Annotated in this window: 11 protein-coding genes; 5 read left to right on the top strand and 6 right to left on the bottom strand. The window is 67.5% G+C overall.

What is annotated here, in order from left to right:
- Positions 1–13: 13 nt before the first annotated feature.
- Together IJ15_RS0113235 and IJ15_RS0113230 are read right to left on the bottom strand one after the other, a co-directional pair.
- Entirely contained in the window at positions 14–811 is a 798-nt protein-coding gene (locus IJ15_RS0113235) for an SDR family NAD(P)-dependent oxidoreductase (RefSeq protein WP_031938821.1), read from the bottom strand.
- 61 nt (positions 812–872) lie between these two features.
- Positions 873–1,670, bottom strand: coding sequence for an SDR family NAD(P)-dependent oxidoreductase (locus IJ15_RS0113230; protein WP_031938820.1), 798 nt, complete (start codon positions 1,668–1,670; stop codon positions 873–875).
- A 220-nt stretch (positions 1,671–1,890) separates the two neighbouring features.
- Here IJ15_RS0113230 and IJ15_RS0113225 point away from each other — a divergent pair, with 220 nt between their 5' ends.
- Positions 1,891–3,597 (top strand): 3-ketosteroid-delta-1-dehydrogenase, encoded by a 1,707-nt coding sequence (locus IJ15_RS0113225; protein WP_031938819.1) that lies wholly within the window; start codon positions 1,891–1,893, stop codon positions 3,595–3,597.
- A gap of 70 nt (positions 3,598–3,667) precedes the next feature.
- Here IJ15_RS0113225 and IJ15_RS0113220 read toward each other — a convergent pair whose 3' ends face one another.
- A complete protein-coding gene (locus IJ15_RS0113220) occupies positions 3,668–4,276 on the bottom strand; it encodes a class I SAM-dependent methyltransferase (RefSeq protein ID WP_031938818.1) in 609 nt (202 codons plus the stop codon).
- A 108-nt stretch (positions 4,277–4,384) separates the two neighbouring features.
- Entirely contained in the window at positions 4,385–5,182 is a 798-nt protein-coding gene (locus IJ15_RS0113215; protein ID WP_031938817.1) for an SDR family NAD(P)-dependent oxidoreductase, read from the bottom strand.
- Positions 5,183–5,377: 195 nt separating this feature from the next.
- Here IJ15_RS0113215 and IJ15_RS0113210 point away from each other — a divergent pair, with 195 nt between their 5' ends.
- Entirely contained in the window at positions 5,378–6,550 is a 1,173-nt protein-coding gene (locus IJ15_RS0113210; RefSeq protein ID WP_031938816.1) for an acyl-CoA dehydrogenase family protein, read from the top strand.
- A 146-nt stretch (positions 6,551–6,696) separates the two neighbouring features.
- A complete protein-coding gene (locus IJ15_RS0113205) occupies positions 6,697–7,566 on the top strand; it encodes an IclR family transcriptional regulator (protein WP_051918842.1) in 870 nt (289 codons plus the stop codon).
- Between the two features lie 57 nt (positions 7,567–7,623).
- Here IJ15_RS0113205 and IJ15_RS0113200 read toward each other — a convergent pair whose 3' ends face one another.
- Both IJ15_RS0113200 and IJ15_RS0113195 read right to left on the bottom strand, forming a co-directional pair.
- Entirely contained in the window at positions 7,624–9,090 is a 1,467-nt protein-coding gene (locus IJ15_RS0113200) for an MFS transporter (RefSeq protein ID WP_031938814.1), read from the bottom strand.
- Positions 9,087–10,220 carry a Rieske 2Fe-2S domain-containing protein gene (locus IJ15_RS0113195; protein WP_031938813.1) on the bottom strand — a complete coding sequence of 378 codons (1,134 nt, stop codon included), beginning with the start codon at positions 10,218–10,220 and terminating at the stop codon, positions 9,087–9,089. Before IJ15_RS0113195 ends, IJ15_RS0113200 begins: the two co-directional genes overlap by 4 nt.
- 242 nt (positions 10,221–10,462) lie before the next feature.
- Here IJ15_RS0113195 and IJ15_RS0113190 point away from each other — a divergent pair, with 242 nt between their 5' ends.
- Positions 10,463–12,799, top strand: a complete 2,337-nt coding sequence (locus IJ15_RS0113190) for a sulfatase-like hydrolase/transferase (RefSeq protein WP_031938812.1) — start codon at positions 10,463–10,465, stop codon at positions 12,797–12,799.
- Positions 12,800–12,839: 40 nt separating this feature from the next.
- Entirely contained in the window at positions 12,840–14,405 is a 1,566-nt protein-coding gene (locus IJ15_RS0113185) for an ABC transporter substrate-binding protein (RefSeq protein WP_031938811.1), read from the top strand.
- Positions 14,406–14,418: the final 13 nt, after the last annotated feature.

The raw sequence follows: 14,418 nt of genomic DNA, 5'->3' as shown, positions 1-14,418 counted from the left end.
GAAAGCGCTGTAACTACACCGTTTCCGGTGGAAGCATCAGCAGCGCCTCGTCGTGCGCGTCGAGCAGGATCTGGATGCGGTCACCGCCGCTGCGGCGCTCGGCCTTCTCCTCGTTGCCCTTCGTCACGAAGACAGGGCCGTTCCCGATGTTCGCCACGGCCTGTGCGGCCACGTCGGCCGGCTCGGAGACATGCAGGCCCGGGATGTCCATGTTGAGCCCGGCGCGCTCCATCGCGGGGGAGCGGGTGACGCCCAGGACCATCTCGAGGACGTCGACGTCGTACTCGCGCATTTCGAGCCACAGGCCCTCTGCGAAGGTGCGGCAGAACGATTTCACGCCCGCATAGATGCTGATCCGTACCGACCCGGTCAGGCCCTGCATCGAACCCATCAACATCAGGCCACCGCGCCGGCGCTCCTTCATCGGGGCGCCGAAGTGCTGGATCAGCTTCAGCGAAGTGGTGATGTTGAGGTCGATGACCTGCTGGAACCGGTCCAGGTCGCCGGTGACGAACTCGTGGCCGTAGGTGTTGGCGCCCGCGTTGTACACGAGCAGGCCCACCTCGAGATCGTCCGTGACAGTGCGGATCTTGTCGAGAACATCCGCCTCGGTGAGGTCGACGGACAGCGTGCGCACCTCGACGCCGTTCGCGCGTGCGCGCTCCGCGGTGGCCTCGAGCGGTTCGGGCTTACGCGCCAGCAGGACGAGGTTCAGTCCGGCCTCGGCGAGTTGGACCGCGAGTTCCGCCCCGACACCCTCCGAGCCACCCGCGATGACGGCCCACGGCCCGTACTTGGCGATGTCGATCATGATCCGATCCCCTCGTCGTTCGAATCTGCCTTGCAGTAGATGCTTTTCGTGGTGCGGCGGGCTACTTGGATTCCGGCGGAAGCATCGCCTTCGAGGCGGCCTGCGCGGCCAGCAGCATCTTGGCGCGGTCGCCACCGCTGCGCTTCTCGACGGCCACCTCGTTGCCCTTCGCGACCACCACCGGGCCGTTGCCGAGGTTGGCGAGAGCCTGGGCCGCGACGTCGGCGGGTTCCGAGACGTTGAGGCCGGGGATGTCCATGTTGAGCCCGGCGCGGGCCATCGCGGGGGTCCGGGTGACGCCCAGGACCATCTCGAGGACGTCGACGTCGTACTCGCGCATTTCGAGCCACAGGCCCTCGGCGAAGGTGCGGCAGAACGACTTCACGCCCGCATAGATGCTGATCTGGGCCGAGCCCAGGAAGCCTGCCATCGAGCCGACGAGCAGCAGGCCGCCGCGCCGGCGCTCCGTCATCGGTGCGCCGAAGTGCTGGATCAGCTTGAGCTGTCCGGTGATGTTGAGGTCGATGACCTGCTGGAACCGGTCCAGGTCGCCGGTGACGAACTCGTGGCCGTAGGTGTTGGCGCCCGCGTTGTACACGAGCAGGCCCACCTCGAGGCCGTCGGTGACGCTGCGGATCTTGTCGAGCATGTCCGCGGCGGTGAGGTCGACCGACAGCGTCCGGACCTCGACGCCCTTGGCGCGGGCCTTCTCGGCGGCGGCCTCGAGCGGTTCGGGCTTGCGGGCCAGGAGCACCAGGTTCAGTCCGGCCTCGGCGAGTTGGACGGCGAACTCCTCGCCGACACCCTCCGAGCCACCCGCAATGACGGCCCACGGCCCGTACTTCGCTGCGTCGATCATTGATCGGTCCCTTCGTGTTTCGATCCCGACGTTTCGGGAAATGGCCTGCCTGATCGGTGGTCCGTTCAGACGAGATGGCCCGAGTATGGTGTGACGTGGGTCGCAAAAACGCCCCCGATTCCACTGGCCGGGACCCGTTCTCCCGCCGAATGGGACCGCCGCCTGTCGGGGGGCGCCGGATCTCCTTATCGTGCTCCCACAACCAGGCGAAGGAGCACTCATGGCTATCAGTCCTGCAGCGGCAGCACCCACCGCGCACGACATCACCGTCGACCTGCTCGTGGTCGGTTCCGGCACCGGCATGGCCGCTGCCCTGGCGGCGAAGGAGCTGGGACTGTCCGCGCTCATCGTCGAGAAGACCGAGTACGTCGGCGGATCGACGGCCCGCTCGGGCGGCGCCTTCTGGCTGCCCGACAATCCGATCCTGCGTGAGGCCGGCGCCGGCGACTCCCGCGAGCGAGCACAGACCTATGTCGATGCCGTCGTCGGTGGCACCGCGCCCGCCGAGCGGGGCAAGGCCTTCGTCGACAACGCGGCGGCCACCGTCGAGTTGCTGCAGCGCACCACCCCGATGAAGTTCTTCTGGGCGGAGGGCTACTCGGACTACCACCCCGAACTGCCCGGCGGATCGGCGATCGGGCGCACCTGTGAGTGCCTCCCGTTCGACGCCTCGGTCCTCGGAGCCGAGCGGCCGCGTCTGCGCCCCGGTCTGATGGAGGCGCAGTTGCCTATGCCGACCACCGGCGCCGACTACAAGTGGATGAACCTCATGGCGCGGGTGCCCACCAAGGGCATCTCGCGGATCGTCAAGCGTCTCGCCCAGGGCGTCGGCGGCCTCGCGCTGCGCCGCGAGTACATGGCCGGTGGGCGCGCGCTGGCCGCGGGCCTGTTCGCGGGCGTGGTGCGTGCTGGGATCCCTGTGTGGACCGAGACCGCACTGGTGCGGCTGATCACCGAGGGCGGCCGGGTCACCGGTGCCGTCGTCGAGCAGGGCGGCCGCGAGGTCACCGTGACCGCGCGCCGCGGCGTGGTGCTGGCGGCCGGTGGCTTCGACCACGACATGGCGATGCGACACAAGTACCAGTCCGAGCAACTCGGTGAGCACGAGAGCCTCGGTGCGGAAGGCAACACCGGTGACGCGATCAAGCTGGCCCAGGAAATCGGTGCGACGACCGACCTGATGGACCAGTCGTGGTGGTTCCCCGCCGTGGCGGCCCTGCCCGGGCGTCCGCCGACCGTCCTGCTCGCCGAGCGCTCGCTCCCCGGATCGTTCATCGTCGACCACACCGGTCGCCGGTTCATCAACGAATCCATCGACTACATGTCCTACGGTCAGAAGGTCCTCGAACGCGAGCGCGCCGGTGACCCCGTCGAGTCGATGTGGATCGTGTTCGACCAGAAGTACCGCAACAGCTACATCTTCGCGGCCGGGCTGTTCCCGCGTCAGCCGCTCCCGGAGTCGTGGTACAAGGCGGGCATCGCGCACCAGGCGTCCGATCCGGCCGAACTGGCACGCAAGGTCGGGCTGCCGGTGGAGGCGTTCGCGGAGACGTTCCGAAAGTTTAACGAGGACGCGGCCACCGGGACCGACAGCGACTTCCGGCGGGGCCAGAGCGCCTACGACCGCTACTACGGCGATCCCACGCAGCAGCCGAATCCCAACCTGCGGCCGCTGACGAACGGGCCGCTCTACGCGGTGAAGATGACGCTGAGCGACCTCGGCACCTGTGGCGGCGTCCAGGCCGACGAACACGCCCGTGTCGTGCGCGAGGACGGCACCCCGGTCGAGGGCCTGTACGCCATCGGCAACACGGCGGCCAACGCGTTCGGGCACACCTACCCGGGCGCGGGCGCGACGATCGGCCAGGGTCTCGTGTTCGGTTACATCGCGGCGCGCGACGCCGCGGAGCGGACGATCAAGGACTGATCCGGGACTGATCCAGGCCTGACGCCCTTCGGAGCGGCCCACCACATCGACGATGTGGTGGGCCGCTTCGTCAGTTGCGGACCAGGCGGAAGAATCTGGGTTCGGCCTTCGCGAGGATGCCCGGCGCGCTCGAGGCGTCCATGGGTTCGTCCCCGACGACGGTCCAGCCGCCGAGGGCCCGCTCGACATCGGCCCGCGCCGCGCCCCGGGGCAGCGGGCCGCGGTGGCCGGGTGAGAACGCGAACATCAGCAGCTGCGCACCGGGTGTGGTGACCGCGGTCAGGCCGTTGCCGTACGCGGTGCGCTGCGCGTCGGTGAGGCCGTGGAAGCATCCGACGTCGAGGGCGAGGGTGTACCCGTGATCGACGTACGCGGGCAGGTTCGTGACGTCGCCCAGCACGAACGTCACGTCGGCGCCGGCGATGGGCAGTTTCGCGCGCGCTCGCTCGATCGCGAGTGGGACCGAGTCCACCGCGGTGACCGACCAGCCGCGGATCGCCAGCTCGATCGCGTGGTCACCGGTGCCACAGCCGAGGTCGAGGGCCGTTGCCGCGCCCGATTCGGTGGGTGGCCGAACGCTGCCCAGGAGGTGGTCCAGTTGCCGGCTGAAGACGCTGCGGCCGGCGTTCTCCCAGGGTGTGAAGCCGAGCCGATACGCCAGCCGGTATCCGAGGTTCATTGCCTGCCCCTTTCCGGAGATCAGACCACCTGGATCGAAGATAGGCCCAACGGTGACGGCAGCGCAACGGCGCGGACGGCGGCCCGGGACGGGTGATCGGCGTGATCGTCAGCGGGCGTAGGCGTTGAATCCGCCGTCGACGTACAGAATCGTGCCGGTGACGAAGGAGGCCTCGCCACTGCTGAGAAAGACTGCGCTGTCGGCGATTTCCTCCGGGCGGCCGAACCGGCCGAGCGGTGTGCGCTCGAGGATGCTCTTCGACGCGGAGTCGTCGGCGCGCGTCGTCGCCGTCATCGGGGTCTCCGTGAACCCGGGGCCGACGGCGTTGACCCGAATTCCGTACTCGGCCAGTTCGATCGACAGCGCCTTGGTCAACATCCATGCGCCGGACTTCGACACGGAGTAGGCCGTGGCGTTGCCGCTGGTCCAGGCCGAGGAGATGGATGCGATGTTGACGATGGATCCGCCGCTGCCCGAGGCGATCATGTGCCGGGCCACCGCACGGTTGCAGTACATGAGCCCGTCGAGGTTGATGTCGAGGACGCGATGCCACACCTCGGTCGACCAGGAGAGCCCTGCTCCGAGTCCGTCGTGGTCGAGGGGATCTCCGGGCTGGGATGCTGCGCTGATCCCCGCCGCGGCGATCAGGCCGTCGAGGCCGCCGAACGACTCGACGGCGAAGTCCGCCATCTCCTCGCAGCGCACCGTGTCGGTGACGTCGACTTCGAACGCCTGTGCCTGCCCGCCTGCGGACGAGATCGCGGACGCCACCTCGAGCGCCCCACCCATGTCCCGGTCGGCAACCACGACCGCCGCACCGGCCTCGGCGCTGCGCACCGCACAGGCCCGGCCGATCCCGCTCGCCGCGCCGGTGACGACGATCGTCCTGTCCGAAAGCCGATTCACTTCCCACCTCTTCTCTCGTTCTTGCCTACAGCGGTCGACTCAACCAGCGCCGCGATCGTCGCGGACACGGTCGTTCTCAGCCAGCGGGAGGGCGAATCTGGACGCCGGTCGGCCTCTGGGGTGAGATGTGGAGTCACGGCGTGCCGGTGGGTTGCCGATTCATCCAAATGTTCGTTCGCCGATGAGGAGCCGACGATGTCAGCGTCGCTGTTGAACCACGTTCGAGACGCCGCCGGGGAGATCGCCGACGGAGCCCGGCAGACGGACCGGACCGGACGGCTGCGGCCCGAGGCCATCGCCGCGCTCGTCGAGATCGGCGTCTTCCGGATGATGACTCCGGCCGGGTTCGGGGGCCTCGAATCGACGCCGAGCGAGGCATTCGACGTGGTCCGAATCGTTTCGCGTGCATGCACATCGACCGGCTGGGTCGCCGCCACGCTCATGGTCAATTCCTGGCAGGTGGGACTGTTCGACGAGCGGGCACAGAGCGACGTGTGGAACTCCGGCCCCGACAGTCTCGTCGCCTCGTCCTATCAGCACACCGGACAACTGTGTCCGCACGGAGACGGCTATCGACTGTCCGGCCAGTGGCGGTTCGTCTCCGGTCTCGCGGAGAGCGACTGGGTGTTCGTCGGAGCGCTGATCCTGAACCAGGCAGGCGACCCGGTCGAACACGGACTGGCACTCGTCCCCCGTGCGGACGTGGAGATGACGGACGCCACCGAGTGTGTCGGACTCCGCGCTGCCGCGAACGCGGACGTCCGGATGACCGATGTCCCGGTGCCGGCATATCGGGTGTATCGCACGAGCCGACGGAATGTGCGCGCCAGTCGCCGGGGAAGCCTGTCGCGCAGTTCGTTGTACCGGCATTCGCTCGCGTCGCTGTTCTCGACGGCGCTGACGGTACCGCTGATCGGTGCGGCGGAGGCGGCCTACGCGGCACTGATAGCGCAACTGCAGGACGCGCCGACCGACACCCTCACGGCAGGAACGGGTTCGGGGCAAGAACGTGTCGCCGCGGCAGTGGGGCGTTGTGCCGCCGAGATCGACCAGGCCGTCATGCTCCTCGACCGGAACACGCGGGAACTCGAGGTGATCGCGGCGACCACCCGCGACACACCTGTCGAACTGCAGGCTCGGGCTCGGCGGGATCAGGTACTCGCCGGCGAACTGGCCCTCACCGTGGTCGAGCGACTGGTGCGCCTCGGGGGGCGCGCCTGCCTGTCGACGGATTCGCCGGTGCAGCGTGCGTGGCGGGACGTCCATGTGGGTTGCTCGCATCGGGTCAACGATCTCGAACCCATGCTGGCGGTGTTCGGCCGGAGCGAAATGGGCAGGGACATCGAGGAGGAACTGGTCTTCCTCTGACCTCCTCACCGATCTGTCGTCGCGTTCTCACTGGGTGGAATGTGGCGGGTGTCACGTGCCGGATCTCTCTATCGTTCCTCTCCACAACCGGGGAGGAGATCGTTCTGCACACCGCATCACCCACGACCAGTTCTCGAGGCGCATCAATGGTCGGCACCACCGAAGTCGCCGGGGATCGACAAGATCGCCGCACGTCGATGATCGAGCGGATGACCATGATCGTCAGGGCGTTCGAGACGCCGCAGTCCTGCCTCAACGGTGGCGACATCGCCAGCGCGTCGGGGCTTCCGCGCTCGACGACGCATCGCATCATCGACGAGATGATCCGGTTCGGCTGGCTGCGCCGGGTTCAGGACGGATACATGCTCGGTGGCGGCATCCTCTCGGCGCGAGAACCGACGGACCGCTTCCGACTTCGCGTCGCCGCTGCCCCGTTGCTGCAGGCACTGGCCGACGAGACCGGGCTGGTGGCGCATCTGTGCGTCGAGGACGGAGCTCACGTGGTCGTGCTCGACAAGATCGGTGGGAGCGGTGCTGCGTCGGTGCCGACTCGCGTCGGTGCCCGGCTTCCCTTGCACGCCACTGCTGCCGGTAAGGCCATACTCGCGTCGCACGAACCCGAGATCGTCGACAGGCTGCTTCCGGCGACCCTCGTCAAGCGCACGGCGTGGACGATTCCGACCAGGACCGAACTGCATCTCGAACTGCACCGAACTCGGCGCCGGGGAGGCATCGGGCATGCGAGAGAAGAGGCCTTCGTCGGAATCAGCGGAGCTGCGAAGGCTTTTCGGAACAGCGACGGTACCCATTCGGCATTGACTCTCACCGGCCGTATCCGCCCGAACGCCCTCGACCGGCTCGGGCCGATGCTGACCGAAGCCACGCGGCGCGTTGTCGCCGGCATGTCGAACGAGGGTGGCGGCGAACCGCAGCGCTCGATCTCGTCGACCAAGCGTGTCCCCGACGCCATGATGATCAAGCTCCTCGGCTCCGTACACGCGGGGGACTGGGTGTGACGACTCGGTGGTGCGGCCCGCACTGCGGGCCGCACCACCGAGTCGGGTGTGGTCGGTCTAGTGGGTGGCCGCGACCGCGTCGGCAGCGACTCCACCGGTGGCCGGGGTGCGGCCGTGCCGCATCAGGAGGGTGGCGACGATGGTGACGACGCCGGTGACCGCCAGGACCATGTACGCAGACTGGTAGCCGTCCATGCCGAAGATCGTGACGTTCTTCGCCTCGATCACCGTGGCGACGTGCGCGGCAAGAATGGCACCGCTGACTGCCGCCGCGAGCGCACTGAAGATCATGTCGAGCGTGTACTTCATGGAGGCGCTGATGCCCTGCTGGCTCGCCGGTACCGCCTCGATGATCATGTTCGCCGACGAGGCGATGTAGAAGCCCTGACCGACACCGAGCAGCATGCCGATCACGACGGCGTGGATCTCCGACTCCACCCAGTCCATCGCCACGATCGCCATGCCGCCCGTCCAGCCGAACGCCGAGATCAGCATTCCCAGACGAGGACCGAACCGTCGTGCGAACCACCCGGCGAGGAAGCCGCACACTGCCGCCGTCACGCCCATCGGCAGACCCATGTAGAGCGCGAACTCCCAAGCAGTGAGCCCCATTCCGTCCACCACTCCGGGAACGGTCGGGGTGCGGAGCATCTGCGGCATCAGCACGGCGTTGGCGCCGAGGATGAAGCTGATCAATGCGGAGACGAGCAGGCTCGCCGACAGCTTCGGGCTCGCCAGCAGAGACACCGAGATCAGCGGCTCCGCGGTGCGTTTCTGTGCCCACACGAACAGGGCGAGCAGCGCGATGCCGGCGATGACGGCGGGAATCCGGACACTCGCGACCGAGCTGGCGAGTACGAGCGCGCCGGCGCCGGCACCGAGCAGGGCGGCTCCCCGAATGTCGAGCGCCTGACGAGTCCGGTTCGGGCTCTCCGGCACGACGAACGCGACGAGTGCACCCATGACGATCACGTAGGCGAGCAGGAACCAGAACACGCTGCGGAAACCGTGGTTGTCGATCAGCCAGCCGCCGATCATCGGACCACTGACCGCCGAGGCGCCGAAGCCGACACCCAGGCCGCCGATCGCGATCGGGACCAGCCGTGGCGGGAAGAGGTCACGGACGAGTCCGTAGGTGACGACGGGGCCGACCAGGCCGAACGCCATCAGCACTCGTCCTGCGAGGAAGAGCGGATAGCTCGTGGCCATGGCGCTCATGACCGTGCCGACGGCGAAGACGGTCGAACCGATCAGGATGATCCGCTTCTTGCCGTACAGGTCGCCGAGCTTCGCGAGGAGCGGCACGATGACGGCTGACGCGAGAAAGACGACGGTCATCGTCAGCCCCGGATCCTTGGTGGAAAATTCCTGGGCGATCTCCGGGAGTCCGGGGCTGACCATGTTGAACTCGTAGGCGAACACCTCGGACAACAGAATCAGCGAACCGATGATCCTGATGTAGAACCACGGCGAGCGCTCGGCGGCACGCTCGTTCGTTTCATTCAGTGCGACTCCCCGTTTCATGGAGCCACCTTCCATTCTGCGGCGGCTCCGGTGACTTCCCGCTCCCAGTTGGCGCGGGCGCGGGTGGTGTCGACCTCGTTCTCGAACCGGCTGGTCATGTCGGCGGTGACGTCGGCGCGGTCGACGTAGAACTGGCTGTACCAGCGTCGGAGTTGATAGACCGGTCCGTCCTCCTCCGTGAGGAGTGGATTGTCGATCCGGGTCTTGTTCTTCCAGATCTTGACGTCTTCGAGGAAGCCACTCTCGACGCCCGACACGAACTGCGCGGCCATCGCATCGGCCTGTTCCGCCGACATCCCGTCGGGCCGTTTGACCATGACTCCGTACTGAAGAACGAAGGAGTCCGGTGTGACGGGGTAGTGGCAGTTGATCAGAATCGTCTCGACGGTGCGCATCGAGGACGAGCTGGTCAGCCTGTCGATCATGTACGAGGGGCCGAAATACGTTGCCTCCGAGTGCACCTTGGAATCGGACTGTCCGAAGTGGACTCCCGCGTTGCGATCCGGTCGGGGACGGTTCTCCATGATCTGCGTTGCCGCGTCACCCTCGAACACGTTCTTGAAGTACGTCGGATAGGAATTGTGGACGTAGAAGAAGTGCGCCATGTCGACGTTGTTGTCGATCAGTTCCCGGCAGTGCGCTCCCTCGATCAGGATCGACTCCCAGGTCCAGTCGGTCCACTCGGGGGAGTCCGTCTCGGGGATGGTCGGGATGTCCGCGTCCGGTTCCCGGCCTTCGGGATCGTGCCACACGAACAATTGGCCGTTGCGCTCGAGCGTGTGCCAGGCGCGGGTCCGTGCCACCGGGGGAACGCGGCGCGCGTAGGGGATGTCGGTGCAGCGACCGTTCCGTCCCCATCGCCAGTCGTGGAACGGGCATGCAACGGTGTCGCCCTTGATCGTTCCCAGGGCGAGGTTGCCGCCCATGTGCCGGCAGTAGGCGTCGAGGACACCGAACTCCCCGTCCTCCGCTGCGAAGACGACCAGTTGCGTGCCGAAAACGCTCACCTGGTGCGGCTTTCCGTCACGGAAGTCCCGTGACAACCCGAGGCAGTGCCATCCACGGGCGAATCGGGTCGGATTACTGCCGCCTTCGATTACTCGGTACTCGGGTGACGAATTGTCAGTCATCAGCGCCTCTCCTCATGCTCGGCTGTGCTTCGGTGAGGATCGGACGCGAGCGGCGGCCGTGCACGCGCACTGTGGCGGCCAGCGGGACAGCTCCCGGACGGGGTGCGGCGCAGGGCCACGCGCAGCGCCCCTCCCGCTGGGTGGGAAGCCGGTCTTCTCTCGTCGTCGGCGCGGTGTCACGGTCTCGGAACCACCCGATCCACGTCTCGAAAGCGAGTGTGTCCGTGTCGCGAGGAGAGAGCATGACCAGACGTACGTTGCCGGCCGCTCCTGCCACCGAGTATCCGGAGTCGGCGCGGGACTACCGCGAGCAGCAGCGCCCGTTTCCGCGTGCGGCGCAGCCGAGTCCGCCGGGGCAGGCGCCCAATGTCCTCGTCGTGCTCCTCGACGACGTCGGCTTCGGCGCCTCGTCCGCGTACGGCGGTCCGTGCCGGATGCCGACGGCGGAGAGGCTCGCGGACGGTGGGCTGAAGTACTCGCGGTTCCACACCACCGCACTGTGCGGTCCGACCCGGGCAGCGCTGCTCACCGGCCGCAATCATCACAGCGTCGGTATGGGTGCTCTGCCGGACCTGGCCACCAATGCACCGGGCTACAACTCCCTCCGGCCGCGGTCGATGGCGACGATCGCGCAGATTCTTCAGTACAACGGTTATGCCACAGGCGCATTCGGGAAAATGCATCAGACACCGCCCATCGAGCTGGCCGAGTCGGGTCCGTTCGACCGGTGGCCGACCAGGGAGGGTTTCGACCGCTTCTACGGCTTCATCGGCGCCGAGACCAACCAGTACTACCCGAACCTGATCGACGGCACCACTCGGATCGAGCCGCCCCGGACACCGGAAGAGGGATACCACCTTTCGGAGGATCTCGCGGATCAAGCCATCCGGTGGGTCCGCACCCTGGACATGGTCGACGAGGACAAGCCCTGGTTCTGTCTCCTCAGCTACGGCGCGTGCCACGACCCGCTGCAGGTCCCACCAGGCTGGCGGGAGAGGTACGCGGGCCGGTTCTCGGAGGGATGGAACGCCGAACGGCACACGATCCTCGCTCGGCAGAAGGAGCTGGGACTGGTCCCCGACGACGCCGAACTCGCCGACTGGGGGGAGGGCGTCCCACTGTGGGAGGACCTCACCCCGGTTCAGAAGGTCGTCGCCGAGCGTCTGATGGAGACCTACGCCGGAATGGCGGAACACTGTGACGCTCAGACAGGCCGGTTCATCGATGCTGTGGAGGAGCTGGGCCAACTGGACAACACCCTGATCTTCTACGTGCTGGGGGACAATGGTGCGTCCGCCGAGGGCGGGTTGTACGGGACGCTGAACCAGGTGCTGCACATCAACCACCTGACCGACGACGTCGATCGAATCCACGCCCGTCTCGACGACATCGGTGGACCCGACAGCTACGCCCACTACCCGGCCGGCTGGGCCCTGGCCACCAACACGCCCTACCGGTGGGCGAAGCAGGTGGCGTCCCATTACGGTGGCACCCGGAACGGGATGATCGTGCACTGGCCGGCCGCGGTCGCGGCGTCCGGCGAGGTGCGCCACCAGTGGCATCACTGCATCGACGTCGTGCCGACCATTCTCGAGGCGGCCGGTATCCCGGCACCCGATTCGGTCGACGGTGTGGCGCAGGATCCCATCGAGGGAGTGTCGATGCTGTACTCGTTCGGTGCCCCCGACGCCCCCGACCGGCACACGACGCAGTACTTCGAGATGTTCGGCAATCGCGGTGTCTACCATGATGGTTGGACGGCGGTCACGGTGCACAAGGTCCCGTGGAGGCGCGGCGTGACGCTGCCGGCGTTCGAGGACGACGTGTGGGAGTTGTACGACACCACCGGCGACTGGACGCAGACGCGCGACCTGGCGGCCGAGTACCCGGAGAAGCTCGCCGAACTGCAGGAGATCTTCGAGCGGGAGGCCCGCAGACATCAGGTGTTCCCCCTCGACGATCGGCTGAACGAGCGTTTCGTCGCCGCGATCGCGGGTCGGCGCACCCCGCTGGAAGGCCGGACCGAGATCGACCTGCCGCCGGACATCGGCCCGCTGCCCGAGGACGTCGCCCCCGACGTGAAGAACGTGTCGTTCACCCTGACGCTGGACGTGGACGTCCCCGAGGCCGCGGACGGCGTCCTGATCGCTCAGGGCGGTCAGTTCGGTGGCTGGTCCGTGTACGTGAAGCAGGGTGTGCTCACCTACTGCTACAACTACGCCGACGTGGAACGGACCTACGTGCGGGGAACGGAGGCGCTCACCCCCGGACGGCACACACTCGTCATCGAGTCACGCTATGCGGGAGGCGAGTTGGGTGCCGGTGCGCAGATCCGGATGCTCGTCGACGGCGTGCCCGTGGGGGCCGGCGCGCTCGCGCGGACGTTGAAGTTCAACTTCTCGATCGACGAGATGCTCACCGTCGGGGCCGAACGCGGGACCTCGGTCAGCCCGGAGTACGCCGCCGGCTCCGTCAGCACGTTCCCGGGCCGGATCCACCGGGTGCACTTCGCATTCGGGGACGATCGCGTGATCCCGGCGTTCGCGCAGAAGAAGCAGTCCTTCCTCGCGTCGCACTGACGACGCCTCACCCTTCACCTCTCGATCAGGAGTGCGACAGATGACCAGAAGGATCGGCAGAACGGCCCTGGCGGCGGCGGCCGCCGCGGGCCTGCTCCTCACCGCCGCATGCGGCGGCGGGACCACACCGGCCGCCCAGGGCGCGTCCGGGCCGACGGACCCGGACGCGGTCCTGCGCGTCGCGTCGGCGGCCCCCACCCGCAACCTCGACCCGTACCTCCAGCCGAACGTCGGTGGGTGGGCGTATCTCACCCCGATCTTCGATCGCCTCGTCGTCGTCGATGGCGACGGCAAGCTGGAGCCGGGACTGGCCGAATCGTGGGAGTTCGCACCCGACGGCTCGTATCTGGAACTGAAGTTGCGACAGGGCGTCACCTTCCACGACGGTGCCGCGTTCGACGCTGCCGCGGTCGCCGCGAACATTCAGCGCGGGAAGACGATGGAAGGAAGCACCGTCGTCGCGGCGCTGAAAGGCGTCACGACCGTCGACGCCGTCGACGAGCACACGGTGCGCCTGCACCTCGCGCCCGGTACGGGCGTGGAACTGCCGAGCGTGTTCAGCTCCAACGTCGGAATGATGGTGAGCCCCCGCGCGATCGCCTCGGGTGCGGATCTGCGGAGCAACCCCGGCCAGGCCGGATCGGGTGCCTACGTCGTGACCGCCTACGTGCCCGAGGAATCGGTCACTCTCGCCCGGGCGGAGGGCACGAACTGGGATCCCGAGGCCGGCAAGCTCGCCGGCATCGAGTTCAAGTCGATCTCGGATGCGAGCACCCGGCTGAACGGGCTGAAGACCGGTGCGCTCGACCTGGCCTGGGTGAGTTCGGCCAACGAGGTCGTCGAGGCGCAGTCGCTCTCCACCACCGGAGCCCTCGCCGTGACGGAGGTCCAGTTCCGCAACGTCCTGGGTCTCTACATGCGTTCCCGGGGTGATCTGGCCGATCCCGTAGCCAGGCAGGCCGTGGCACACGCGATCGATCCGGCGGCGATCAGCGCGCTCTTCTCCGGCACCTGCAAGCCCACCCGGCAGTTGCATCCGGCCGGCGACTGGTCCTCGGACGAGGGATACACGTACCCGTACCAGTTCGACCTGGACGCCGCGAAAAGCCTTGTGCAGCAATCCGGCGGCATCGAGGTCGAGTTGACGTTCTCGGCGGGGACCAACACGGAGAAGCCGGCCAACGTCATCCAATCGGCGCTGTCGGCGGCCGGGATCGACGCCGAACTCAATCCGGTGCCGATCGCGCAGGCCGAACCGCGCTACATGGCGGGTGACTTCCAGGCGTCGGTCGCCAACAGTTTCAGCCCGAAGGGCGATCCGGCCGAGACCGTCAACTACTTCGTGACCGGCGCGTACGACCTGGCCGACGGCAACGTGCAGATCCAGGAACTGGCTGCGAAGGCCGCGAACCCGCTTCTGACGCAGGAGGAGAGGGCGCCGCTGTACCGCCAGATCTGGGATCTGACGCTGCAGGAGGCGATGTTCGTCCCGATCTGCAACCAGACCAACGCGACCGTATCGACGTCGAGGGTGACCGGCACCGAGGGCATGCCCTGGGTGAACCTCGGCATCTTCGACCTCCGCCACGTTGGCATGGCGAAGTAGCGAAAGGGTTCTC

It is taken from the genome of Prescottella defluvii (assembly GCF_000738775.1).
GTDB classification, from domain to species: domain Bacteria; phylum Actinomycetota; class Actinomycetes; order Mycobacteriales; family Mycobacteriaceae; genus Prescottella; species Prescottella defluvii.
The sequence above is the reverse complement of the archived record's forward strand: the minus strand, read 5'-3'. Positions and strand labels throughout refer to the sequence as shown.

Excerpts from the sequence above, each read along its gene's own strand:
- IJ15_RS0113235 (WP_031938821.1), bottom strand. The coding sequence starts at position 811 with ATGATCGACATCGCCAAGTACGGGCCGTGGGCCGTCATCGCGGGTGGC.
- IJ15_RS0113230 (WP_031938820.1), bottom strand. The coding sequence starts at position 1,670 with ATGATCGACGCAGCGAAGTACGGGCCGTGGGCCGTCATTGCGGGTGGC.
- IJ15_RS0113225 (WP_031938819.1), top strand. The coding sequence starts at position 1,891 with ATGGCTATCAGTCCTGCAGCGGCAGCACCCACCGCGCACGACATCACC.
- IJ15_RS0113220 (WP_031938818.1), bottom strand. The coding sequence starts at position 4,276 with ATGAACCTCGGATACCGGCTGGCGTATCGGCTCGGCTTCACACCCTGG.
- IJ15_RS0113210 (WP_031938816.1), top strand. The coding sequence starts at position 5,378 with ATGTCAGCGTCGCTGTTGAACCACGTTCGAGACGCCGCCGGGGAGATC.
- IJ15_RS0113205 (WP_051918842.1), top strand. The coding sequence starts at position 6,697 with ATGGTCGGCACCACCGAAGTCGCCGGGGATCGACAAGATCGCCGCACG.
- IJ15_RS0113200 (WP_031938814.1), bottom strand. The coding sequence starts at position 9,090 with ATGAAACGGGGAGTCGCACTGAATGAAACGAACGAGCGTGCCGCCGAG.
- IJ15_RS0113195 (WP_031938813.1), bottom strand. The coding sequence starts at position 10,220 with ATGACTGACAATTCGTCACCCGAGTACCGAGTAATCGAAGGCGGCAGT.
- IJ15_RS0113190 (WP_031938812.1), top strand. The coding sequence starts at position 10,463 with ATGACCAGACGTACGTTGCCGGCCGCTCCTGCCACCGAGTATCCGGAG.
- IJ15_RS0113185 (WP_031938811.1), top strand. The coding sequence starts at position 12,840 with ATGACCAGAAGGATCGGCAGAACGGCCCTGGCGGCGGCGGCCGCCGCG.